At 51.5% G+C, this 23,871-nt stretch carries 19 protein-coding genes; 7 read left to right on the plus strand and 12 right to left on the minus strand.

The window, feature by feature from the left end; all coding sequences use genetic code 11:
* Window positions 1-55 precede the first annotated feature (55 nt).
* The 7 genes from hslU to rfbC all read right to left on the minus strand — a co-directional run bounded on the left by hslU (window position 56) and on the right by rfbC (window position 7,115).
* Window positions 56-1,357 carry an ATP-dependent protease ATPase subunit HslU gene (gene hslU, locus DMP17_RS03085; protein WP_337827615.1) on the minus strand — a complete coding sequence of 434 codons (1,302 nt, stop codon included), beginning with the start codon at window positions 1,355-1,357 and terminating at the stop codon, window positions 56-58.
* A gap of 70 nt (window positions 1,358-1,427) precedes the next feature.
* Window positions 1,428-1,994: an ATP-dependent protease subunit HslV gene (gene hslV / locus DMP17_RS03090; protein ID WP_337827616.1), complete on the minus strand. Its 567-nt coding sequence runs from the start codon at window positions 1,992-1,994 to the stop codon at window positions 1,428-1,430.
* Window positions 1,995-2,077: 83 nt separating this feature from the next.
* Entirely contained in the window at window positions 2,078-3,652 is a 1,575-nt protein-coding gene (locus DMP17_RS03095; RefSeq protein WP_337827617.1) for a right-handed parallel beta-helix repeat-containing protein, read from the minus strand.
* Window positions 3,653-3,693: 41 nt separating this feature from the next.
* Window positions 3,694-4,566 (minus strand): glucose-1-phosphate thymidylyltransferase RfbA, encoded by an 873-nt coding sequence (gene rfbA, locus DMP17_RS03100; protein WP_337827618.1) that lies wholly within the window; start codon window positions 4,564-4,566, stop codon window positions 3,694-3,696.
* A 4-nt stretch (window positions 4,567-4,570) separates the two neighbouring features.
* Complete coding sequence (gene rfbD / locus DMP17_RS03105; protein ID WP_337827619.1) at window positions 4,571-5,452, minus strand: dTDP-4-dehydrorhamnose reductase; 882 nt, start codon at window positions 5,450-5,452, stop codon at window positions 4,571-4,573.
* Complete coding sequence (gene rfbB / locus DMP17_RS03110; RefSeq protein ID WP_337827620.1) at window positions 5,449-6,519, minus strand: dTDP-glucose 4,6-dehydratase; 1,071 nt, start codon at window positions 6,517-6,519, stop codon at window positions 5,449-5,451. The genes rfbD and rfbB overlap by 4 nt, the downstream gene beginning before the upstream one ends.
* A gap of 38 nt (window positions 6,520-6,557) precedes the next feature.
* The gene (gene rfbC / locus DMP17_RS03115; RefSeq protein ID WP_337827621.1) at window positions 6,558-7,115 is read right to left on the minus strand and encodes a dTDP-4-dehydrorhamnose 3,5-epimerase; all 558 of its coding nucleotides are present in this window, start codon (window positions 7,113-7,115) and stop codon (window positions 6,558-6,560) included.
* A gap of 406 nt (window positions 7,116-7,521) precedes the next feature.
* Between rfbC and DMP17_RS03120 the strand changes: the two genes are divergently transcribed.
* The 7 genes from DMP17_RS03120 (at window position 7,522) to asnB (ending at window position 17,354) form a co-directional block, all read left to right on the plus strand.
* Window positions 7,522-8,895, plus strand: coding sequence for an O-antigen ligase family protein (locus DMP17_RS03120; RefSeq protein WP_337827622.1), 1,374 nt, complete (start codon window positions 7,522-7,524; stop codon window positions 8,893-8,895).
* A gap of 63 nt (window positions 8,896-8,958) precedes the next feature.
* Complete coding sequence (locus DMP17_RS03125) at window positions 8,959-9,687, plus strand: polysaccharide biosynthesis/export family protein (RefSeq protein ID WP_337827623.1); 729 nt, start codon at window positions 8,959-8,961, stop codon at window positions 9,685-9,687.
* A gap of 23 nt (window positions 9,688-9,710) precedes the next feature.
* Window positions 9,711-11,906 (plus strand): GumC family protein, encoded by a 2,196-nt coding sequence (locus DMP17_RS03130; RefSeq protein WP_337827624.1) that lies wholly within the window; start codon window positions 9,711-9,713, stop codon window positions 11,904-11,906.
* Complete coding sequence (locus DMP17_RS03135; RefSeq protein ID WP_337827625.1) at window positions 11,857-13,092, plus strand: hypothetical protein; 1,236 nt, start codon at window positions 11,857-11,859, stop codon at window positions 13,090-13,092. The genes DMP17_RS03130 and DMP17_RS03135 overlap by 50 nt, the downstream gene beginning before the upstream one ends.
* A 52-nt stretch (window positions 13,093-13,144) precedes the next feature.
* Window positions 13,145-14,266 carry a hypothetical protein gene (locus DMP17_RS03140; RefSeq protein ID WP_337827626.1) on the plus strand — a complete coding sequence of 374 codons (1,122 nt, stop codon included), beginning with the start codon at window positions 13,145-13,147 and terminating at the stop codon, window positions 14,264-14,266.
* Complete coding sequence (locus tag DMP17_RS03145; RefSeq protein WP_337827627.1) at window positions 14,263-15,378, plus strand: glycosyltransferase; 1,116 nt, start codon at window positions 14,263-14,265, stop codon at window positions 15,376-15,378. The genes DMP17_RS03140 and DMP17_RS03145 overlap by 4 nt, the downstream gene beginning before the upstream one ends.
* A gap of 35 nt (window positions 15,379-15,413) precedes the next feature.
* Window positions 15,414-17,354 (plus strand): asparagine synthase (glutamine-hydrolyzing), encoded by a 1,941-nt coding sequence (asnB, locus tag DMP17_RS03150; RefSeq protein ID WP_337827628.1) that lies wholly within the window; start codon window positions 15,414-15,416, stop codon window positions 17,352-17,354.
* A gap of 44 nt (window positions 17,355-17,398) precedes the next feature.
* Here the strand turns inward: asnB and DMP17_RS03155 are convergent, their stop codons facing one another.
* From DMP17_RS03155 to DMP17_RS03175, 5 genes are read right to left on the minus strand one after another with little or no spacing between them, the layout of a single operon-like run.
* Complete coding sequence (locus DMP17_RS03155; protein ID WP_337827629.1) at window positions 17,399-18,586, minus strand: glycosyltransferase; 1,188 nt, start codon at window positions 18,584-18,586, stop codon at window positions 17,399-17,401.
* Window positions 18,587-18,622: 36 nt separating this feature from the next.
* Entirely contained in the window at window positions 18,623-19,879 is a 1,257-nt protein-coding gene (locus DMP17_RS03160) for a nucleotide sugar dehydrogenase (RefSeq protein ID WP_337827630.1), read from the minus strand.
* A gap of 34 nt (window positions 19,880-19,913) precedes the next feature.
* A complete protein-coding gene (locus DMP17_RS03165) occupies window positions 19,914-21,857 on the minus strand; it encodes an acyltransferase family protein (protein WP_337827631.1) in 1,944 nt (647 codons plus the stop codon).
* Complete coding sequence (locus tag DMP17_RS03170; RefSeq protein ID WP_337827632.1) at window positions 21,854-22,900, minus strand: glycosyltransferase family 4 protein; 1,047 nt, start codon at window positions 22,898-22,900, stop codon at window positions 21,854-21,856. Before DMP17_RS03170 ends, DMP17_RS03165 begins: the two co-directional genes overlap by 4 nt.
* The gene (locus tag DMP17_RS03175; RefSeq protein WP_337827633.1) at window positions 22,900-23,871 is read right to left on the minus strand and encodes a class I SAM-dependent methyltransferase; all 972 of its coding nucleotides are present in this window, start codon (window positions 23,869-23,871) and stop codon (window positions 22,900-22,902) included. Before DMP17_RS03175 ends, DMP17_RS03170 begins: the two co-directional genes overlap by 1 nt.

Below are 23,871 nucleotides of genomic sequence, written 5' to 3' on the forward strand. Positions count from 1 at the left end.
CATTGCGGCGCGGGCAAAAACGTCCGCGCCGTACTATTCCGCCAAAAATAAGGGCTTACAAAATATATTTGCTAAGGTCGGTGTCGCGCGCGATGCTGGAAAGCTGGCCATCGACATAAGCTGCATCGACGACCAAAGTTTCACCCTTGCGGTCCTCGGCTTCAAAGCTGATCTCTTCCAACAGCTTTTCCATTACCGTCTGGAGACGGCGCGCGCCTATATTTTCGACCTGGCCATTAACCTCTGCCGCAATCCGCGCGAGCGCCTTGATCGCATCCTCGGTAATGTCGATTTTGACATCTTCGGTGCCAAGCAATGCGACATATTGCTGAGGCAAGGAGGCTTTGGTTTCGGACAGGATGCGGACGAAATCTTCCTCCGTTAAGCCCTGCAATTCGACGCGAATCGGTAAGCGGCCCTGCAATTCGGGGAGCAGGTCGCTCGGCTTCGCAACATGGAAAGCGCCGCTTGCGATAAACAGGATATGGTCGGTCTTGATCGGGCCATATTTGGTCGCCACTGTAGTGCCTTCGATGAGGGGGAGGAGGTCGCGCTGGACGCCTTCGCGGCTCACAGATCCGCCGCGCACATCACTCACCGCAATCTTGTCGATTTCGTCGAGGAACACGATGCCATTGGCCTCCGCGTCGGCCAAGGCCACGCGCGCCACATCATCCTGATCGAGCCGTTTTTCCTGCTCTTCTTCGACCAGCTTGTCCCACGCATCGGCGACGCGCAGCTTGCGGCGTTTTTTGGGCTGCTGGCCGAACGCTTTGCCCATAATGTCGGACAGGTTAATCAGGCCGACATTGCCGCCCATGCCGGGAATTTCCATCGGCATATTGGGCGCTTCGCTGACCTCGATTTCAACTTCCGTATCGTTCATCTGGTTTTGTTCGACCCGCTGGCGGAAAGCAAGGCGCGTTGCTTCGGACGATTCTTTGCCCGTGAGCGCATCGAGCAGCCGCTCCATCGCAGCTTCCGATGCGGCGGTGCGCACGGCTTCACGACGACGGTCCTTTTCCAGCCGCACCGCTTCTTCGACCAGATCACGCGCAATCTGTTCGACATCGCGGCCGACATAACCGACCTCGGTAAATTTGGTCGCCTCGACCTTGACGAAAGGCGCATCGGCAAGCTTGGCCAAGCGGCGTGAAATTTCGGTTTTGCCGCAACCGGTGGGGCCGATCATCAGGATATTTTTGGGCGTCACCTCGTCGCGCAGATCGGCGGACAGGCGTTGACGGCGCCAGCGGTTGCGCAACGCTACCGCAACTGCCTTTTTGGCGTCGGTCTGTCCGATAATATGTTCGTCAAGCGCCTTGACGATGGCTTTGGGGGTAAGGGTGTCGTTCATTATCTATCCGTTGCGGCCCGCAAGAGCCATGCGATAAAAAAGGGAAGGGCGTTTTAAAGGGGGCAGCGGATCAGGTCGCGCTATCCATCACTTCGGTGGTCGTGTTGTCATTGGTATAAACGCAGATGTCCGCCGCGATTTTCATCGCTTTTTTGGCGAGCGTTTCTGCGTCTTCTTCATAATCCATGAGCGCGCGCGCTGCCGATAGCGCATAATTGCCGCCCGACCCGATGGCGGTCACGCCTTCGAGCGGTTCCAGCACATCGCCATTGCCGGTGAGGACAAGCGTCACATCCTTGTCCGCGACAATCATCAACGCTTCCAGATTGCGCAGATATTTGTCGGTGCGCCAGTCTTTAGCGAGTTCAACGGCCGCGCGCATAAGCTGGCCGCGATGCGCTTCCAGCTTCTTTTCGAGCCTCTCGAACAGAGTGAAGGCATCGGCTGTCGCCCCCGCAAAACCGCCAATCACGCTGCCGTCATGCAGGCGCCGCACTTTTTTCGCATTGGGTTTCATGATGGTCTGGCCCATGGACACCTGACCGTCGCCAATCACAACGACTTTGCCATTTTTCCGGACCGACAGGATGGTGGTGCCATGCCATTGCGGCATGGAGCTATGGTCATTTCCGCTCATGGCGGGGATATGGGGAAGGCGAGGCGCCGGCACAAGTGGAGATTGAGGGTCTACCCCCTCGTACATTGTCGCTGATTTCGGCCTTAACGCGAAAAGCTTCCGTCCTGCCGTTTGGCGTTAGGCCAGCCGGGAGCCTGCCAATCATTCCATTTTAAGGTGAAACGATCATGACCCATTATCCTGACATTCGTACCGTTCATGCCTGATGTCGTGATGAAATAGCCTTCATCTTTTGGTAGGCGATAGGGCCCGGTTGCCGGAAGATAATCATAGAAAGTAACATTATTCATTCGAGCGGCATCCAATAATGCAATAAATTGTCGATTCTCAAGATATCGACTGTCCATCGCAAAACGGAATATACTGTTTGAAACAATGGCGTATCGTAAATTTATACGGGTTCGGTTCAGTGTGAAATCACACCCGTCAATTACTATGTCTTTTCCGGAACCCATGCAGTCAATAAAATAACTGCCTTTTCCGCCGGATGATTGATATGTGGATATATCGGTGCCTTTACAATTAAGGATGCGGCTATTGTCTTGCTGACGCGGATGAGATCCGCTTAGAACCGATAGGGTGCCTTTAACTTCACAGCCATCCAATATGGTGCCAGCTTTTCTGGACCAGAATTTTCCGTCGATCAGGCAATTTTTAAGATAGATGCCTGCGGTGTCGCCGCTGTCTGCGACAAAAGCCGTCATACTATGGCGTCCCGCAATAAATTTGCAGCCGGTAAACCGGCTATTCCGGTTAACAGCATTTTCGGCTTCAATATCGACACAGGCGGCAGGGGCGGAACGGATTCGGCCATCTGGAACATTGGGATTAGGACAGTTTCCGCTGTCTTCGAAAATAGAATTTTCCGCATGAAAAGCGTTACTGCCTGTCAGGGATAGGCAATTTCTTCCGCACTGGTGCAAGTGGCACCTTTTCATCGAAACCGGGCGAAGAGGAGCCCTGTCGCGCAATCCGGTATATCCGATAGCAACCGCATCAAGGGGAAAATTATGAATATTCAAATCTTCCAAGGTAACATTCGAGCAGCCATAAATATGGATACCATATGAAATACATTGCCGTCCGGTATCACCCCACGGCCCGCCGACCAGTGCGCGGCTGCCATTGCCATCGAGTTCGCCATTGAAAATGTGGACGTAAGAAACATTTTGAGCGCGGATCAATATGCCTTGATGCGCAGACATCGCTTGATCAAGACCGATTTTTTTTGCAGCGCGCCCGCTGATTTGTTCGAAACCGCCGAATAATAATCCGGGGGCCATGCGCATGACGGCCTGGTTCATATCGACGATGAAGTTATGTATATTCTTAACGGACAGGATATCGGCTCCAGAGCGGAAATATCCGCCGCCGGGGCGTTGCTCACCAACTATGTAAACAGCTTTGTTACGCAGTTGGACGAACCCGCCCCCGGCACGCTCGATTGCTTTGGACAGGGCGGCAAATGCAGCGGTGTCATTCTTCCTGCCATCGCCTTTTGCACCGAATTGCTCGGGAGTGAAGCGCTGAACATCTGCGGGTGCAAGTGCTGCACCTGCAGTGCTCGACCACATTGTCAGGATGGGCATGGCGCCCAGAAAATGCCGCCGGTTCCAGAACAGGAAATCATCCGCCATGCTGCTCGTCTTTCGCTTCATCGCGGAGGCGGTGCCAAGCACTTTGTCCGCTGTCGTAAAGCTTAACGCATAGAAGTAGCAAGCTGTATGATGGATTGACCATAAGCCGTTTTGGAAAATAGCTCGCCCCGTTTCATCAACTGGTCGCGGTCGATAAACCCTTGATGGAAAGCGATCTCTTCAAGGCAGGCGATCTGCATACCGGTACGCTTTTGAATAACACGCACAAATTCGCTGGCCTCGACCAAGCTGTCATGTGTTCCTGTGTCGAGCCACGCAAAACCACGGCCCATTTGTTCGACAAAAATATCGCCAGCATCAATATACATCTGGTTCAGCGTACTTATTTCAAGTTCGCCACGCGCTGAAGGGCGGACTTGTTCGGCAAATTCAACGGCGCGATGGTCATAAAAATATAAGCCTGTGACGGCAAAATTGGATTTCGGATGCTTGGGCTTTTCCTCGATACTTAAAGCTCGACCATGTGCATCAAGCTCTACTACGCCATACGCGGTAGGATCCTCGACCTGATAAGCAAAAATGGTCGCACCCGATTCCCGTTTGCGGGCATTTGCAAGTAATTGTCCAAAGCCTGCGCCATAGAAAATATTATCCCCCAAAACCAAAGCGGAGGATTCACCATCAATGAAATCAGCGCCGATGAGAAAGGCCTGCGCCAATCCTTCCGGTTTTGGTTGAACAGCATAAGAGATAGAAAGGCCTAATTCGTTTCCATCTCCGAATAGCCGTTTATAATTATCAAGATATTCAGGAGAAGAAATTATAAGAATTTCTCTAATTCCAGCCAACATTAATGTTGACAAGGGATAATAGATCATTGGCTTATCATATATAGGAAGAAGCTGCTTGTTAATCGCCAATGTCGCGGGGTGAAGTCTTGTTCCGGAGCCGCCTGCAAGAATTAATCCACGCATTATATCACCTTTTCAATCGCTCATTCAAAATTTCATCTATTGCCGTTTGCCAAGGTTTCGGTATCTGGCCGAAATCATCAATATATTTTTGGCAGTTCAAAACGGAATAAGGCGGGCGAACCGCAGCGGTCGGATATTCATCAGTGCTAATCGCCGTCAATTGCGGAATTTTTACGCCCGTTTCCTGCGCACAAGTGAATATATAATCGGCCAATCCATACCAGCTAGTGACGCCTGTATTGGTAAAATGCCAGATACCGCTCCTGCTTTCGAGCCCATGCAGCATGGCCAGTAATGCAGCAGCGATATCATCCGCTCCCGTCGGACTTCCCCATTGGTCGTCAACAATGCTCAGCTGGTCACGCGTTTCTCCCAAACGTAACATAGTGTTGAGGAAATTTGCCCCGGCAACGCTTTGTACCCAAGAGGTGCGCATAATAGCATATTGCGCGCCCGAGCGGGCGAGCCCCTCTTCACCCGCGGCCTTTGCACGACCATAAACGGATAACGGATTGACGGGCGCGTCTTCGCTATAGGGCTCCTGGCTTTTGCCGTCGAAAACATAATCGGTGGAAATATGAAGAACCGGAATGCCCCGGTCACGGGCAAGCTTGCCAATAAGGGCAGGGGCATCGGCATTAACCGCTTGGGCGACCGCAATATCACTTTCTGCACGGTCTACAGCCGTATAGGCCGCGCAATTTATAACCGCTGAAAATTTGTGCGTGGCGAAATAATCCATGATTGATTGCGATTGCGAAAGATCAAGCAGACTCCGGTCAGGGGCCAGCGTTGGCAAAAAGCGTGCTGCCGCGAGTTGGGCGCATGCTCCACCGACTTGGCCATTAACACCGGTGATCAAAATCGGCTGTTCGTCACTCTTCATACCTTATTGGTTCCGAGCCGTTCACCAGCATAGCTTCCGTCAACTATGGGCCCCCACCAAGCTTCATTGTCGAGATACCACTGGATCGTCTTGGCAATTCCGGTCTCGAAGCTTTCACGCGGCTCCCATCCCAGATTATTTTTCAGCTTGGTTGCGTCAATAGCATATCTAAAATCATGCCCCGGCCGGTCGGGTACAAAACTTATTTGGGTCCGGTATGACTGGTTATCTACACGCGGGCGCAAGGTATCGAGTGCATCGCATATCGTTTCCACAATAGACAAGTTGGTACGTTCGGAATTGCCGCCAATCATATAGCTTTCGCCCGGAATTCCGTTTTCAAACACATTTTGCAGTGCGCGGACATGATCATCGACATAAAGCCAATCGCGCACATTGTCGCCTTTGCCGTAAATCGGAAGAGGTTCACCCGCGAGGCATTTCAAAATCATCAACGGAATAAGCTTTTCGGGGAAATGATATGGTCCGTAATTATTCGAACAATTGGTGATCAATACCGGCATGCCATAAGTGTGATACCACGCTCGAACCAGATGATCCGAACCAGCCTTTGAGGCGGAATAAGGTGAGCGCGGATCATAGGCGGTTTGTTCGGTGAAAAAACCCTCATCCCCAAGGGCACCGAATACTTCATCGGTTGATATATGGTGAAATCGAAATTGATCACGGCGGTCGGACGGCAATTTTTCCCAGTAAGTTTTGGCGGCATCCAACATGGAGTATGTGCCGACCAAGTTGGTTTGGATGAAGGCCGCAGGACCGTCAATCGAACGGTCAACATGGGACTCTGCGGCCAAATGGGTGATAATATCGGGTTGAAAATTTTTGATTAATTCTGCGATTATGTCTTTATCGCAAATATCGGCCTGCACAAATTGATGGCGCGGGGAAGATGCCACAGGTTCCAGCGAGGCAAGATTGCCTGCATAGGTCAGCGCATCGACAGTCATTATTTCATAGCCGGAATTTGCGATCAAATTCCGCACCAGTGCTGAACCGATAAAACCGGCCCCACCCGTCACCATGATTTTTTTTGCTTGAGACATTTGAAATTCTTTCCGGTCTGTTCGGACGTATGGGATGTTCAGTTTTCGAGCGGGCGCAATGGATTGCCATCATAATCGAAATTAAGTTCCGCGTCCGCGAGCAGCGGAAGCATATAATCCTTTTCGGACAAAATAGGGTCAATGTCGATTTTCGGCCAAGCAATGCCGATTTGGGAATCGTTCCATATAATGCCCGCATCGCATTGCGGGTCATAAAATCCGTCCACTTTATAAAAGACTTCGCAATCTTCTTCCAAAGTCATAAATCCGTGAGCATATCCGCGGGGGATAAAAAGCTGATTACCCCGCTCCGCCGTCAGTGTTGCTCCGACCCATTGCCCGAACGTAGGGGACTGGGGCCGGACATCGACAGCAACGTCGAAAATCGCGCCGCGCACACAGCGCACAAGCTTGCATTGGGCGCTTGGCTCCTTTTGATAATGTAGGCCGCGAAGGGTTCCTGTTTTGACAGAAAGGGATTGGTTATCCTGTACAAAATTGACCTGAGGCAGGGCTTGCGAGCGATGACTCCATGTTTCGGAAAACCATCCGCGTTCATCGGTGAATCGTTTTGGCACAATATGCAATACGGTCATTTGGGTCAGCTCTTTACATTAAGGAACGGACGGGCATCGGAACGACGGATTATGAGAGAGAGAAAAGCTCTGCGTCCTTTGTCCTTCCGGGTAGCGGCTTTTGTATGCTTGCCCTTGAATGGTCAACCACAATTGCTCTGGTGGGAGGCAAAGTGACAATCTTCCGTACCGCCGACGTGTCGCTTTCTGACGTTGTGCAGTTGACTCTCCCTGTAATGGAACTACTTGCAACCTCGCTTTAGCTGCCTGTTTGCTGTCACCTTATCACCGGATTCAAAACTTCATGGTTCGACCCCGCCCATCAGCAAGCTTTCGTACTCATCAGCGGCGCCTTCCTGCTGTTTTGAGCCAATGGGTAGGCGACAGGGCAGGGGATTTGCCATTTTTGTTGATAGCATTGATCTGCATGACATTTCTGCTAGGCGGAAGCGCGCGTAGTGACGCTCTATCTACTATTCCATTGCGCCTTCTTACCGGCTTTGCCTTTGGCTTTGCACTTTGGCGTATAACTATTGCGGATATCGTAAGACATCGCGGCTTGGCAGCCATCCTTCTCGCTTGTGTCGTTTTGATCGGCCTTCATCTCGTTCCATTGCCCTATAATCTTTGGTCAAACCTTCCAGGACATGCAATTGTTGCCCAAACGGATAAAATTGCGGGTTTGGGGCAAAATTGGCGGGCGCTCTCATTGGCGCCTTCGCAAAGCTGGAACGCACTGTTCGCCTTTTTGACGCCGCTCACCCTTTTTCTGCTTGGCGCCAGCGCATCAAAAAAACAGTTGCAGGGGCTACTGCCGGTCATTCTTATTTTGGGTTTGGTGAGTGCGTGTCTCGGCGTTTTGCAGTTGGTCGGTTCGCAATCAAACCCTTTCTATCTTTACCGCATTACCAATGGTGGCTTCCCTGTTGGGCTTTTTGCCAACCGTAATCACAATGCGATGTTCCTTTCGATGCTCATTCCGTTGCTGGTTGTGTTTGCATCGCAAGCGGCGGCAAGAAACAGTTTCAATGATGCAAAGCCTTGGATGGCGGCCATTTTTGCGTTATTTCTTTTTCCCATGATCCTTGTGGCAGGATCGCGCGCAGGACTGCTTGGCGGTACTGTCGCGGCCATTGCCTGTTATTTTATCTACAAAGCGCCGGAGACAACCCAGTCCCGTCGTGTGAGATATAAAGAACATACAGATAAAGAAGCCCAGATTATTGCTGCTAATAAATTGCGGCGTAATAGGATTATCCTCTTTTCACTCTTGGCCGTGATTGTGGTCGGTATTGCCATTGCTGTCTCGCGCGCATCGGCTCTCACGCGCTTGCTTAACGACGGGATTCAGGATCAATCCCGTCTGACCGTTTGGGCTGCTATATGGGAAATGGCGAAAAGCTATTTCCCGTTCGGCTCCGGTATCGGTTCGTTTGTCGAGGTTTATAAGCTTGGCGAGCCAACGGAGCTTTTGACGACAACCTATCTCAACCATGCGCATAATGACTGGTTGGAAATATGGCTGACCACAGGGGTTGCAGGCGTGGTTATTGCGTTGGCTGCGTTGGCCTGGACGGTGCGGCGTCTTGTCCCGGTCTGGTTCACAAAGAGGTGGAATATTGACCTCGCTTATGCGAGAGCGGCGTCAATAATAGTGATATTATTTGCGATTTACAGCATCGGAGATTATCCCGTGCGAGCTCCGTCTATGGCTTGCCTCCTCATTTTGATGATGTTGTGGCTCGACAAGGAGTTTGTGGAGGATAAATCGGCGCAGGACTTTAACAATCCGGTGCCATAGACATAAACCGAATTTATACGCGGCCTGTTTTGGGAACGGGTTCGGCGAGCGGAGTTGCTATTGATGTTGCGAAATCTTCTGATAATCTGGATCGCCTTTCTACTGTCGGGGTGCGCCGCTTTGAGCGGTGGCTCGTCGGGCAAGGCTCCGCCGCCGGGCGAGCGCGCGGTGACAATTTCGCAAGGTATGTCGTTGCCCGAGCCGCAACTTTCCGATTTTACGGCGGGTGAGCGTCTTTACCATATCGGGCCTTTTGACAAATTAATGGTGGATGTCTTCGGTTTGCCGGAATTTACGCGCGAACTTCAGGCGGACGCCGCTGGTAAAATTGCCTTTCCCTTGGTCGGCACCGTGGATGCTACCGGCAAAACACCGTCTGAGCTATCCGCGACTATCGAGCAAGGGTTGCGCCGCGCGCATGTCCGTAATCCGGAAGTTACCGTGAACATCAAAGAGGTCGCCAGCAAATTTGTGACCGTCGACGGCGAAGTGCAGCAGCCGGGTGTCTATCCGGTTACGGGCAGAATGTCGTTGATCAAAGCGATTGCGACCGCAAGAGGGGTTTCGGAAGATGCCAAGCTTGATGACGTTGTCGTGTTCCGTACCGTGGGCGGAAAAAAGATGGCCGCGCTTTACAATCTGAAATCCATTCGCAAAGGCTACTACGAAGATCCGGAACTTTTCGCAAATGACGTTATTGTTGTCGGCGATTCTCCGGCGCGCCGCATTTTCCGTGATGCGCTGCAAATCGTTCCGACTTTGACTTATGTGCTCGTGGCATTGTTGAACTAGAAGTTGTTTCAAGGAATCTCCCATTGAATACTCAATCATCAGCAATTGATTTTTCGGTTCCCGAAGAAAGAACTTCCGGCGGCGAAATCCCTGTACTTTTGCGCTACTGGCATACAGTCCAGCGGTGGAAATGGGTGATTATTGGAATCATACTGGCTTCTTTGGCCGTAGGTTTGATTGTCACCATTTTGATGACGCCGCAATATTCGGCCAAATCGCGCTTGGAAATCAGTCGCGAGCAGAAGAATGTCACCAATATAGAGGGCGTAGATTCTGCCGAAATGCGGCGTGAGGCCGAATTTTATCAAACCCAATATGCCTTAATGCAAGCCAAATCCCTGGCCGAACGGGTCGCGCGCAAAATGAAGCTGGCGACGAACGCCTCTTTCTTTGCTGCCCATGATGTCGATCCGGAAGGGCTAGGCACGGGCGATCTGAACGCGCCGATTACGGCCTCCGCCCGCGCTGCCCGTGAAGAATTGGCAGCAAAGCTTTTGCTCTCGAATATTTCGGTCGCGCCCGTGCGCGGATCCAGCCTTGTGGACGTTATTTACACAAGCGCCAACCCGACCTTGTCGGCCAATATTTCCAATGCGTGGAGCGAAGAATTTATTGCTGCGGCAATGGACCGCAAATATGCCTCGACGGCAGATGCGCGCCAGTTTCTTGAGCGCCGTCTGGAAGAGTTACGTCTCAAGCTTGATGCCTCGGAACGTGAATTGGTCAATTATTCCGCACAGGCCGGAATTGTCCCGCTCGACCAAACAACGGATGCTTCAGGCAATACCAAATCGGATCGGACACTGGTTACCAGTGATCTCGACCAGTTGAACCGAGCTTTGGTGCAGGCAACGGCTGATCGGATCGAGGCGGAAAGCAAGATGCGTAACCTGCCTAGGGGGGCTGCAAGTGCTGACAGTAGCGCCAACACAACCCTAGCGAGCTTGCGCCAAAAGCGTGCCGAAGCGGCTGCGGAATATGCCAAGTTGATGGTGCATTTTGACCCGGCCTATCCGGCTGCGAAAGCTGTATCCGAACAAATCCGTGCGCTTGATTCAGCAATTGCCAAAGAACAAAATCTCCAAAGTTCGGGTAAGGCAAATGAGGCGACCGCCGCATATCAGCAAGCCGTCGCAAAAGAGAATTCCTTACGGCAGCAGGTGGGTACATTATTGTCCAAGCTTGATGCCCAGCAGCGCAACGGTATCCAGTTGAAAATTTACCAGCGTGAAGCGGATACGAACCGCCAGCTTTATGACGCGCTTTTGCAACGATATAAGCAGATTGGCGTCGCTGGTGTGGGCGCCAATAACATTGCGATTGTGGATCGCGCGGAGCCGCCGGCCGGACCGGTTTCTCCCAATCCGATGCTGAATCTTGCGGTTGCTTTGCTTGCAGGCATTGTCCTCTCTGCGATTGCCACTCTGGCGCTTGACCAGATTGATGAAGGGCTGAGGGATCCGACACGCGTTGAAGCGGAATTGGGTGTGCCGTTGCTAGGCGTTGTGCCGGATTATGATGGCGATACGCTTGAGATATTGAACGATCCGAAGTCGGTCTTGTCCGAAGCCTATTTGAGTATCCGGTCCAATCTTGCCTTTTCCACCGACCACGGAGTGCCGCGTTCATTGATGCTCACCAGTACGCGGGCTGCGGAAGGCAAAAGTACCAGTGCGTATGCGCTTGCCAATCTTATGGCACGCACCGGCAAAAATATCCTGTTGATAGACGCGGACATGCGCTCGCCTTCAGTCAACACGATGTTCAACTTGCCCAACAAGCATGGCTTCAGCAATTTGCTTGCCGGGGATACGGACCTGCAAGCTGCGATCCAAGCGACCAACGTGGATGGTCTGTCTGTTATGCCTGCGGGCCCACAGCCGCCCAACGCGGCCGAACTGCTCAGCGGAGACCGGCTGCAATTGGTCATTGATAATCTCTTAGAACATTATGATCATGTGGTGGTCGATTCACCGCCGCTGCTAGGACTTGCGGATGCGACACTCGTGTCGAAGGCAGTGGAAGGCGTTGTATTCGTTGCCGAAGCGGAAGGCATTCCTCTTCGCGGATTGAAAGCTTCGCTGCAAAGGCTACGCAGCGTCCGCGCCAAAATCTTCGGAATTGTCCTGACCAAGCTCGATGATCGCAACGCGGCTTACGGATATGGATATGGATATGGATATGGATATGGATATGGTGAAACAGCCGAAAAAGCTTAAAGCCATCGCCTGTGCAATAATCGCCATTGGTCTTGGCTTTACGGCTGCGACCAATGCGATATCCAATGTCTTTGCGAAGAAAAACCCGCCTTTGGCGTACCAATTGGGTTGGAAAACCGGTCCGGCACTGGGAGAATATGCGGAACTCAGGATGAAGCTTGGCGTCATGGCCAAAAATCCGGATAAGGGTGTTGAGCCGCTTGCGCTGGCGGCTTTGCGCAAAGAGGCTATCACGCCGCCTGCCCTGAATGTTCTGGCACTTGCTGCTGCAGACCGCGGGGAGATTGAGCGTGCTTATTCGCTGTTTGCGCAATCGGACCTCCAATCTCGCCGCAATGTCGTTGCCGAAGTCTGGCTCATCGAATATCTGTTGAAAAAAGACAGGGTTGTCGATGCGATTGGCAAATTCGATGTGGCCATGCGTGTTTCCGTTGAAGGGCAGAAGGCTTTGTTGCCGGTATTGGCCATGGCGTTGCGCGAGGATAAAATATTCGGGCAAACCAAGGATGTATTCCGCAAAAAGCCTGTGTGGCTACCCGCTTTAGTTGAGACTGCTATCGCATTGCCCGACACGCAACCGAATGTTGCGCGTGCAGTGGTTATAGCCGGAGGGCTCGCTGGCCAGCAAGATGCGGGCGGTTTGAGCCAAAATCTCTTCACCGGCTTGGTGACGCAAAAGCAATATGATGTCGCACGTCAACTTTACCGGACCCAGGTAAAAGGAGATCAGGGCGCATTGACGAGTATCGGATTTACGCCCTCGACCATTTCCGGTTCTTATGCGCCTATAGCGTGGGAATTGAAGCAGAATGAGAAAGTTCAGACGGAATGGGAATTGTCGAGAACGGGCAAAACCATGTTGTCAGTGACTGCTGGGAACGGAGCCAACGGACCCGTTGCCAGAAAGCTGGTCTTCTTGAAACCTGGCCGTTACAGCTTGACCATCCAAGCCGGTAAAGATGATGCCTATCCCATGGTGCCACTCGATATCGCATTGCGCTGCGGCCATGCCCAATTCCCCCTTATGCAGATGGCTGTCACTAAACAGGGGCCTGCCCGAAACGAGGGCGATGTGCTGGTTCCCCCGGATTGCAACGCCCTTATTGCGGACATTATGGTTCGCGGCGTTGCGGAAGGAACCACGAGCAGGACATATTTGAACAGCATTGAACTTAAGAAATTATAATGGGTAGATTTCAGGATATTTGAGGCGAGAAATGCGACCCATTTTCATTATCATGCTGGGGTTCATTCTAAGGGTACTCAACGGCTTTATCATCAGCATTCGTGGTGCCGAAGGTGATATCGAGCTAGACGCCCAAGGCATGTATTATATGATGCGTGACGCAGTTCGATCCGGCCGTCCGATCGAATATAGTTATGGTGTCGACTTTCACGTAAATTCCACCGCGAAATTTCTCGATTTTGTCGGAGATGATATTTTTTGGGCTTGTTTTCTGCCTGCATTTTATTGGTTGGCCGGTGCAATATTTTTTCTTAAATCCCTTGAGTTATTAAAGCCGTCTACGCGCGACCGGATGGCTATTGTCCTGTTATATGCTTTATTGCCCGGTTGTTTTTACTTCACCTCTATTCCCCTGCGTGAATCCATGCAGCTTATGGGCGTTAATATCGCAGTGTGGGGTGCAATGCAGGTGGTCGTGCGATCCAATCCACTGGGGTGGCTATTTTTGCTCGCGGGTTCCGTTGTCGCCGCACTTCTTCATGGTGTGCTGGCGATTGTAGGGTTGGCGCTGGTTGTCGGCACGTTCACCCTCGTACCGATGATACGTAATCAAAAGCTTACAGGCCCGAGACAATTTTTGGTGTTGGTAATGGTCATCATTTTGATGCCGTTTGCATTTAGCGGGCTTAAACTTGTTGGCTATAATGTCGAAGATGGTGCACTTGATGCGGCGGCACAATATCAGGCAGGCGGTTTATCGGAAGAAGCGCGATCTAATTATAAACAGACAGATGCTGCCGGTGGTGTAGTGGCAAACACAGTGTTGGTGCCAGTCAGCCTTATCCAATATCTTGTCGAGCCGATGCCTTGGCGTATTGGCACAGCTTCCGATCTTTACCTATTTATGGAAAATATGCTTCGGTTACTGTGCCTTTTTATAGGTGTCAGAATTTGGCAAAAAAGCAAAGGCAGGGAATGCTATCTTCAGGGTGGTTTGGTTATAATTTATCTGTTCCATGAAACTATATGGGCGTTGGGAACGGTCAACTGGGGAACGGCCATGCGGCATCACGTTCCGATTACAGGTGTACAATTGCTGATGGTGGCACGCTTTAGCGTTTTACAAAAAGAAAAGACGGCTTTGCGTAAAAATAATCTGGCGCCTGTTGCATGAAAATATTGCATTTGCTTCCCGAACTGCGCGTGGGCGGAGCCGAACGGTTTCTTGCGCGATTGGCCCCCCGCCTGACATCGGATTATGGCGTGGAACAGCAAGTGGTCTCCCTTGGCAAGTGGGAGGGCGAGATCGTCCAGATGTTACGCAAGGACGGTATAGACGTCCGGACATCGCAAATTGCCCCTTGGTTGATACCAGCGCAGGCACTATGGGCTAGGAAAGCCATTCGTGAATTCCAACCCAATATTATCCAGACATGGCTATATCGTTATGACCTGCTTGGTTCATTTGCCAGCGCAGGAACAGAGGCAAAACTCGTCTGGAATTTGCGTTGTTCCGATATGCAGCTTCCTTTGCATAACCGGGCCGAACGACAACTTTGCGCTGCAATTTCAAAAACCTCTCCCGATGCTATCATTGCCTGCGGAGAGAGGGCGCGTGCATATCATACGGGTCTTGGATATGCGGCTGACAAAATGCGAGTCGTTGGCAACGGCTATGATTTCGATCATTTGCCCGGACGCTCGTACCGCAATGCACAAGACGCAACGCAAAATGAACTGCGAATAGGTGCGGCGGGTAGATATGATCCGGTCAAAGGATATGATATCCTGCTTGATGCCGTGAAATTATTATCGGAATCTAGGAAACCGGTACGACTGGTGATTGCCGGGCGTGGCTGCGATGATGATAATGATGAACTGCGCGCAATGATCGAAGCGGCCGGTTTAAAGGGCAGGGTAGAGTTGCTTGGTGAACTGTCCGATATGTCTGCCTTTTATAATAGTTTGGACATTTTCTGCCTGTCTTCCTTGAGTGAAGGCTTCCCCAACGTCTTGTGCGAAGCGATGGCGCATGGCGTGCCGGTGGTAACAACCGATGCGGGGGATGCCCGCGAGATTGTCGCGGGCTTTGCGCCGGTGGTAGCGCCTGGAGATAGTAAACAGCTTTTCCATGCCTTACGCGATTTGGTTGAATTGGATCCCGCACAACGTTACGAGCGCGGCATTAAAGGAGCCGAATATGTTCGTGCAACATATTCCATCAGTGCAATCGCAGCACAATATTTTGAATTATACAGCAAATTAGCAGGAACTCCTGCACGCTGAACATTCCCGTTACGGGATGAAAGCTTGAGTGGCATATGTGTGGAATAGCAGGTTTTTATCGTGGCGGGCGTTCGGGCAATCGAGCCGCTGATACGGCGTTGGGCTTGGACATGGCCCAAGTGATTGCGCACCGCGGTCCGGATGCAGAGGGCTGCTGGACGGACGATAGTGCACGCGTCACATTGGCACATCGCCGCCTCTCCATCATTGATCTTTCTCCGGCAGGCGCACAGCCGATGCAATCGGCGAGCGGGCGTTATGTCATCGCTTATAATGGCGAAATTTATAATTATACCGATTTGAAAAACGAACTCGAAGCTCTTTCAGGGCCAAGACATTGGCGGGGTCATTCGGACACGGAAATATTATTGGCCGCGATCGAGCAATGGGGCTTGGAAATAGCATTGCAGCGGGCGGTCGGGATGTTCGCTATTGCGTTGTGGGACCATGAAGAGAAAGTTTTCATGCTTGCGCGCGATCGTTTTGGCGAAAAACCACTTTATTATGGCTGGCAAGGTCAAGGCGAAGACCGGGCTTTGCTTTTCGCTTCCGAGCCGGCGGCCTTTGCCTCGCATCCGGCATTTGAAAAGCGTATCAACCGGCAGGCCGTCGGAGAATATTTGCGCTTCAATTATATTCCCGCCCCCCTGTCTATATATGAAGGGATAGAAAAGCTCGCGCCAGGCACTATCGCTATATTCCACGATGGCGAAGAAACACCCCGCACGATCACTTTCTGGGATATGATTGCGGTTGCCAATGCGGGCATCGCCTCACGGTTTCAAGGCAGTGTTGATGAAGCGGTAGATGAAACAGAGCGCCTTTTGAAGCAGTCTGTGGCGCGGCAAATGGTCGCAGACGTACCTCTGGGGGCGTTTCTTTCTGGCGGAATAGACAGTTCTACAATCGTCGCATTAATGCAAAATCAAAGCGCGCGACCGGTCAAGACATTCACTATCGGTTTCGAACAAGAGGGCTATAACGAGGCCGTCCATGCGGCAGCGGTAGCAAAACATCTGCAAACCGAACATCATGAACTTTATGTGTCGCCAGCCGACACACTCGCAGTCATCCCAAAATTACCGGCAATATATAGCGAGCCATTTGCTGATTCTTCGCAGGTTCCTACTTTTCTTGTATCGGAAATGACCCGCCAGCATGTAACAGTTGCCCTGTCCGGAGATGCCGGTGATGAGGTTTTTGGCGGGTATAACCGCTATTTGATGACCCAACGCTTGTGGGGAATGTTGACCCGGCTTCCGGTTTTCATGCGGAAAATTGCGGCACAGGCTTTAACGCTGCCATCTCCGCACACATGGAATCGGTTGGGCGGAAACTTCGCTCGCGACCGCTGGGCTATGTTCGGGGACAAAATTCACAAAGGTGCAGCATTATTGCCGCTGCAAGATGTGGATGCACTTTATGAAAAATTCATAACTTTGCCGCGCATGGACAATATTATGAAGCAGCAACAGCACCCCTTCGTCAAAGAATATGATTTGGGTGCCATGCAGATTGTGGAGCGCATGATGGCGCAGGATAGTGTCCAATATCTGCCTGATGATATTTTAGTGAAAGTCGATCGCGCAGCGATGGCTGTTTCTCTGGAAACACGGGTGCCGATCCTTGATAAGGACCTTGTCTCTTTCGCATGGACTTTGCCGCAAGACTATAAAGTTCATCAAGGCCAGTCCAAATGGCCGTTGCGCCAGATATTATACCGCCATGTTCCTCGGGAAATTGTCGATCGCCCTAAGATGGGTTTTGGCATACCGGTCGGGGAATGGTTGCGCGGCCCTTTGCGGGAGTGGGCGAATGACTTGCTGGCACGCGAACAGTTGGAGCGGGACGATCTTTTGGGCGTGGATGCGGTACATGCCCTATGGCAAGAGCATTTGAGCGGAGAGCGTAATTGGTCACCGCAGCTATGGACTATTTTAATGCTGCAGGCCTGGCTCCGTCACAATAATCTCTGAGGTACAGGGGCGCTATCGCCTACACGGATTTTATAAGTGCATGCTCACCGTAGCAGATTGCGATAGAGTTGGCGCATATCTTCGATCAGACGGATATGGCTGTATTTTTTGAAGGCAAAGTCCTTGCCTGCGTTGCCCATACGCGCGCGAAGTTCGGGGCTGTCCAGTAAATCGGTAAGCCGGGCCGCAAAATCAGCGACATCGAAATTGTGAACAAGAAAGCCGGACTCACCATCCTGCATCGTATCGGCGACGGCTCCGACATTTGTGCTGACTACAGGACGCGATGCGGCTTGTGCTTCGATAACAGAAATCGGCGTGCCTTCATTGAGAGAGGTGAGGCAGACAATATCCAGTCCGGCGTAGACATAATCCATCTCCTTTTCCCATGAGGTAAAAAGGGTTTTCTGAAGATGTTCGTCGTCCGGAAAATAATTGTACGACAAAAACTTGGCGGTCAAGGCAGCCTGAATCTCGTCACGCATTTCTCCGTCCCCCACAATAACAAAATGAAGGTCGGGTCGGTCGTTATTTTTCACAATATGGTCGATAATATCGACGAAAAACCGATGGTTTTTTATGGGGGCCAATCGTCCTACAATCCCTACCAGCAACGCATTTTGCGGAATGTTGAAACGGGCGCGCCACTGTTCGCGCTTTTCGGCTTGGTTTTCCGTAAATTTGGTTAAATCAATCCCGTTGGGGACGATCACCATTTTTTCATCGTCGCAGATACGGAAGGTTTCGACCAATTCTTTTTTCTGCAACTCGCTGATCGCGATAATCTTGGTGGAGCGTTTAGCCAGTTGCCGTTCGATGTTGATAAAGGTCTGATTGGCTAATTTATTGAAATAGGAATGAAAAGAATGTCCATGAAATGTATGTAATATTACCGGAACATTAGCCGCAATGGCCGCTGCACGCCCCACAGCGCCCGCCTTTGCCGCATGGGTGTGGACGATATCCGGTTTGAATTCCTTTATAATTTTGCTGATCGCCCGATAGGCTATCGCATCCTGGAAAGGATTTACCGAGCGGCGCATCTCATTGATGAAGAAGGGCTCAACCCCATATTCATCAATGAGAAAATTTGCACGATGTTCACCAACATCTTCAATGCCGGTGATCAGCTTTGTTTCAAATTCGGGGGCCAGATTTTTTGTCAGCAGCATGGCGTTCAGCACCGGACCACCGATGACAAACCGGTTAAAGATGCGAAGAACTTTTGCCATTGGGCACCTCGAAAAAAATAAGGGGCAGAACGGGGATTATAAAACCCAATGTTCGGCTTCGGCGCGAATACCGAATGCGTCTTTCAAATCTGCAAAGAGACCGTCGCCGTTAACCAAAGACCGGATTTTTCCTTCTCCCATATCCTTTACATAAGCGTCGTGGGGAACGGCAAGGACAACGATGTCATAGGTGTGGTCCAGTGCGTTTGCATCAAGTTCAAGATCATATTCATGCCGGGCTTCACCAGCTTCGGCCAACGGGTCATGAACCGTTACATTATGGCCAAGATCTTCAAGCGACCGCACAAGATCGACAACCTTCGAATTGCGTAGATCGGGAACATTTTCCTTGAAAGTCAGCCCGAGAACCAGAACCGAACCTGCTTTCTCCCCCCGTCGGGTGTGAAGTTCATTTGCGACATAGCGCGCCATGCCGTCGTTAGTGTTGCGGCCTGCAAGTATGAGTGCAGGGTTATAGCCGAGTTGCTCGGCGCGATAGCTCAGATAATAAGGATCAACACCAATGCAGTGTCCGCCTACAAGTCCGGGTTGGAACGGAAGAAAATTCCATTTGGTTTTTGCAGCCGCCAACACATCCCAGACGGAAATATCCATTTTCGCAAAAATCTGAGCGATTTCGTTCATCAACGCGATATTGACGTCACGTTGGGTGTTTTCGATAACCTTTGCCGCTTCTGCGACTTTGATGGATGCGGCCTTGAAGACACCACCCGTTGTGATTGCACCATAAATGGTAGCCAGCTTTTCCGTAATTTCGGGGCTTTGCCCGGCGATAACCTTGGTGATGCGATCCACGGTATGTTCCCGGTCGCCGGGGTTAATCCGTTCGGGTGAATAACCGAGTGTAAAATCTTCACCGCATTTGAGGCCGGTGAGGCGTTCAATTTCCGGACCGCAAATATCTTCGGTAACACCCGGGTAAACAGTGCTTTCATAAACAATAACGGGCTTGCGCGCAGGATCGATCATTGCAGACACTGTTTTCGTAGCGGACAGGACCGGGCGAAGATCCGGCACATTTTTATCATCCACCGGAGTGGGCACGGTAATAATATAAACATCTGCTGCGGGGCATTGCTCGGCCTTGTCGGTCAATTGGAGTTTGGTAGCAGCCAGTCGTGTCTCGTCAATTTCCCGTGTGCGATCATTGCCCGCGCGCAATTCCTCAATGCGCCCGCTGTCAATGTCAAAGCCGGTCGTGGGAAATTTTTCAGCCAACGCGACCGCCAGCGGAAGGCCAACATAACCAAGGCCGATGACTACGATATCCAATGTTTTTCTCCCGATAGATTAAAGAGGGGTGCGATTAGCGCGCCTTGTCGGCGATTAACTGCCCCATGTGCATTTGCTTGGCGAGGAATTCAGAGCCAGTGTAAGATAAATGTCCGTTTGATATATAGATTATCTTGCCATCCTCGCGGGTACGATATCCGTTGCCGCTGCGCAGTGCATCGTCGAACATAATAACGTCGACATCAAACCGCTTTTGTAATTCTTGCATGAATGTGAGAACCGCCTTGCGCTTGGCCTTATATTCCGCATCGGGGATGGAGCAGTCGGCATAGTCGCCGTAAGTCGGCATCCCCCGCAAAATACGTTCGCTACACATGCCTGCATCCCAATCAAGAGCAGGGGGCGGAGCGATGACGACGACTTTCTTGCCCATCGCCCGTAAAGCCGTAATGGTTCGCCCAGCCGCCTGCAATGCCGCATCCGGTGTCGCCTTTTTTTCGGTTTCAGGCTGTCCGGGACCTGCGCGCTCTACGACATCAAATTGCTCAGGTGTCAGATATTGTTTGAAAACGCTGGCAAGCACGACGGTTTTGACAGGGGAATTTTTCAAATATTCCAATACCTCATCATTATAATCGAGGCAACCATCGGCCCAGGAACGGGTCTGGGCCATTTCCACACCATTTGCGAAAGGAGAAAGCCCGATCAAAGGACCGCAGACATATTTGGTAGCCTGTATGACCCCGGTTCCCTGCCATTCCTTTCTGATGCCTGGGATCAGATGCATAGCATAGCTGTCACCCCACACCATCAGATCGGGATGTGATGTGGTCATACATTGAGCGGGCGGCGCATAATTTCTATCCGAAACACAACTGTCTCCAAGGCCGGTATTGCCCCTTCGTTCGAAGGAATATTCCGCATTTTTCGGATTTCCATAATAGAGCGCAAAAGGCAGCGCAGCTAGCGCCAGAGATAAAGTTGCCGTCATAGCTGCCCGTCTCCAAGTGAACTGCAGCGGGGCGGAGCGGATCGGGTTTTCAATGAAATGATATTGCGCCCAAGCCAATCCCATAGAAATGACGGCGATGATCAGGCGAATATGATAAGGCGCTTCGCCTACCCACACATTTGCAGCCAAAGCAAAGAGTGGCCAATGTACGAGGTAAAGAGAATAGGAAATATCACCCACCCACGCTAAAGGCTTAACGGCGGCTCCGTTCAAGGCCGGATGCGAGCGCAAAATTACGATAAGAGTTGCAAAACAGGCAATAAGCGCATCAATGCCGGGATGGCTTCCGCCAACCGGGTAAACAGGCAAGACAAGCAATGCGACAAGGGATGGCCAAAACAGCCATTTTGCCCAATTTCGGACGTCTTGGCGCGCAACAATGAAAGCGCCGAGCGAGCCCACACCCAACTCCCATGCCCGTGTCGGAAAGGCGTAAAAAGCGACTTGGGGCTTCCACGCCGCTATCGCAACGCAACCGATAAAACTCGCAATCATTGCAACGATTACCAACGCGAACCAGAATCTACGGTTGATGAAAAACATCAGGGCAGGAAGAATAAGATAATATTGCTCTTCAATCGACAATGACCATGTATGCAATAAGGGTTTCAGTTCTGCATCACCGCCAAAATAGGAGCCTTGTCGCATTAACACATAGTTGGCCGTGAAGCTGATTGCGCCTGCTGCCTGTTGTGCGTATTGCTTTAATTCTGTTCCCGTCAAAAGGAAAAAGGCGAGTATGGTTGTGAAAAAAATAGTCGTATAGGCGGCGGGTAAAAGCCGCTTTGCCCGGCGGAAATAAAATTCTTTGAAACTGAATTTGTTGTGTTCAATCTGGCTTTTGACCATTGAAGTTATGAGAAAACCGGAAATGACAAAGAAAATGTCCACGCCCAGATAACCGGCATGAAACAAGCCGAGCCGTGCATGATAGACAAGGACAAGCAATACAGCGAGGCCGCGCAACGCTTGAATGTCAGCGCGCATCGAGTGGCTCTGATTCACAATCTTGTTCCTGATTCCAGATAGCCAGCAAGAACCGGCGCAAGTTTGTTTAAAGAATAGCGGGATTCAAGCAAGTCGCGCCCGTTCCGCCCCATAGCCGCCCGCATGCTTTCCGACGTGACAAGCGTGTCGAGCGCATCAACCCATTCATCATGCGAAGTAGGGCCAAAGCCGATTTCGGCCTGCGCAAGTACTTCAGTGTTCATCCCAACCGGGCTGGCCACAACAGGAAGCCCGCACGCCATATATTGCAACATCTTGAAGCTGCATTTTCCACGAGCCCACTCGCTGTCCAAAAGGGGCATGATCCCGATGGATAGGGATTGGATATCCGCAACTTCGCCTGTTTCCGACCAAGGAGCAAAAGCCCATTGGGCCTGCGGAAGGGAGGCGAATAGCGGGGAGCGGTTGCTAATAATTTTGAGCCGTACGGCGGGGTAGCGGTTCAAAATAGTGCGGAAAACCGGTTCCAACCCTTCCAGATACTGGAAATTGGCGGCTGTCCCGATCCAGCCTATCGTGATGATCCCATCATGCCCGGAAGCCGGTTCATCATTATCCATAGGGCTGCGCGCGGGCTTATATTTGTCGCTGTCCACGCCCGTCGGAAGGATAACGACGTCCTGGCTCCATTGGCTGTAAATGTCGGCGAGATAGCTGTTTCCTGCAATGACGCGATCACTCATCTGCGCTATTTTACGGGCGGCTTTCCCGCCCCGAAGCAAATGGATCGAGTCATCGACATCAAGGATACGGGGGGCTTTCGTCAGCCCTTCAAGCGTAGCATAGGAGGAGATAAACTCGCGCTGGATAAGAGACAGGTCATATGTCCGGGATTGACGTGCGCTGGCATATAATTCGGCGAGCCGGTGCAATGCCCATAACGGGCGCTCAAGCTTGCCGGGCGGAGGGTATGCCTCTGTCCGGTGCGAAAACTCGTGAAGTTCGACACCCAGTTTTGATAAACGCGATTTATACTCGCGCACCCGGAAACGGGCGCTGGGCACAGTTTGGCCACCGGTGAACGCCGCTACTTTTAACATTATTTCCGCTTGGCCCAAACAGTCATGCGCCCGGTTTGCCCCAGTGCGGCCATGATGAAAGACAGCGGGAAGAGGACAAGCGCGCCAAGCCGACCACCACGTTCGGGGAAATTGACCAGCATCGTGCCCGCTTTGGACCAGCCGCGGTCAATCAGTACATATCCTAGGCTGGCAACCAGATTGGAAACAGTGCGGTGATGGTGGATTTTGGTCACTGTCCATCCGGTCCGGTCAAGCAATTTTTCCAAGGTTTCAGGAGTATAATGATATAAATGGGTGGGAAGTTGCAGGGCATACCAGCGCTTGCCGAATAAGCGGAATTCGGCTGATTTTGCATTGGGAACAGATATAGCAAGCGTCGCGTCCGGCTTTGCCCAGCGCGCCAGTTTCTGCAAACTTGCCACCGGGTCATGCAGATGTTCGACAACCATCCAGCCTGCAATCAGATCAAATTGCTGTTCGGGAAGGGTAATGGTTTCTATCGCACCAACATGGACTATATGCCCCAATGCGCGCGCATTGCTGGCGGCATCTTCGGAATATTCTATACCTTCGACCTGCCATCCTTGCGAGGCCATTGCGTGCAGATAGTTTCCAGACGCACTGCCGAATTCGAGCATTTTCCCAGGCGCAAGCGATGGAATACTGTTGGCCTTGGTATCGAATATACGCTTGGCGGCGCGGATAAGCTTACGGACAAATCCATCGGCTTGTTTGTCAGCGTAAACGACTGTGCCGACATAAGGGCCATAATCGGAAGGGTAATATACGCCAATACTTTGCGCATCAGGGCGCGGATCGGTTCGCATAAGGTTGCATGATTGGCATTCGACCACGGTAAATTCGCCGGGAATGTCGTGGAGCAGGTCGGTGCCGGACAGTATCTTCTTGTCACCGGGAGCGCACCCCAAGGGGCAAGGGGTTATTTCCAGTTGAACCGTAGACGGAAGAGAGGAGGAGGATATATCCAT

The organism is Pseudonocardia sp. TMWB2A, assembly GCF_017312135.1.

Excerpts from the sequence above, each read along its gene's own strand:
- asnB (WP_337827628.1), top strand. The coding sequence starts at position 15,414 with ATGTGTGGAATAGCAGGTTTTTATCGTGGCGGGCGTTCGGGCAATCGA.
- rfbA (WP_337827618.1), bottom strand. The coding sequence starts at position 4,566 with ATGCGTGGATTAATTCTTGCAGGCGGCTCCGGAACAAGACTTCACCCC.
- DMP17_RS03155 (WP_337827629.1), bottom strand. The coding sequence starts at position 18,586 with ATGGCAAAAGTTCTTCGCATCTTTAACCGGTTTGTCATCGGTGGTCCG.
- DMP17_RS03125 (WP_337827623.1), top strand. The coding sequence starts at position 8,959 with ATGTTGCGAAATCTTCTGATAATCTGGATCGCCTTTCTACTGTCGGGG.
- DMP17_RS03140 (WP_337827626.1), top strand. The coding sequence starts at position 13,145 with ATGCTGGGGTTCATTCTAAGGGTACTCAACGGCTTTATCATCAGCATT.
- rfbD (WP_337827619.1), bottom strand. The coding sequence starts at position 5,452 with ATGAAGAGTGACGAACAGCCGATTTTGATCACCGGTGTTAATGGCCAA.
- hslU (WP_337827615.1), bottom strand. The coding sequence starts at position 1,357 with ATGAACGACACCCTTACCCCCAAAGCCATCGTCAAGGCGCTTGACGAA.
- DMP17_RS03120 (WP_337827622.1), top strand. The coding sequence starts at position 7,522 with ATGACATTTCTGCTAGGCGGAAGCGCGCGTAGTGACGCTCTATCTACT.
- DMP17_RS03135 (WP_337827625.1), top strand. The coding sequence starts at position 11,857 with ATGGATATGGATATGGATATGGATATGGTGAAACAGCCGAAAAAGCTT.
- DMP17_RS03095 (WP_337827617.1), bottom strand. The coding sequence starts at position 3,652 with ATGAAGCGAAAGACGAGCAGCATGGCGGATGATTTCCTGTTCTGGAAC.
- rfbC (WP_337827621.1), bottom strand. The coding sequence starts at position 7,115 with ATGACCGTATTGCATATTGTGCCAAAACGATTCACCGATGAACGCGGA.
- DMP17_RS03170 (WP_337827632.1), bottom strand. The coding sequence starts at position 22,900 with ATGTTAAAAGTAGCGGCGTTCACCGGTGGCCAAACTGTGCCCAGCGCC.
- DMP17_RS03145 (WP_337827627.1), top strand. The coding sequence starts at position 14,263 with ATGAAAATATTGCATTTGCTTCCCGAACTGCGCGTGGGCGGAGCCGAA.
- hslV (WP_337827616.1), bottom strand. The coding sequence starts at position 1,994 with ATGAGCGGAAATGACCATAGCTCCATGCCGCAATGGCATGGCACCACC.
- rfbB (WP_337827620.1), bottom strand. The coding sequence starts at position 6,519 with ATGTCTCAAGCAAAAAAAATCATGGTGACGGGTGGGGCCGGTTTTATC.
- DMP17_RS03175 (WP_337827633.1), bottom strand. The coding sequence starts at position 23,871 with ATGGATATATCCTCCTCCTCTCTTCCGTCTACGGTTCAACTGGAAATA.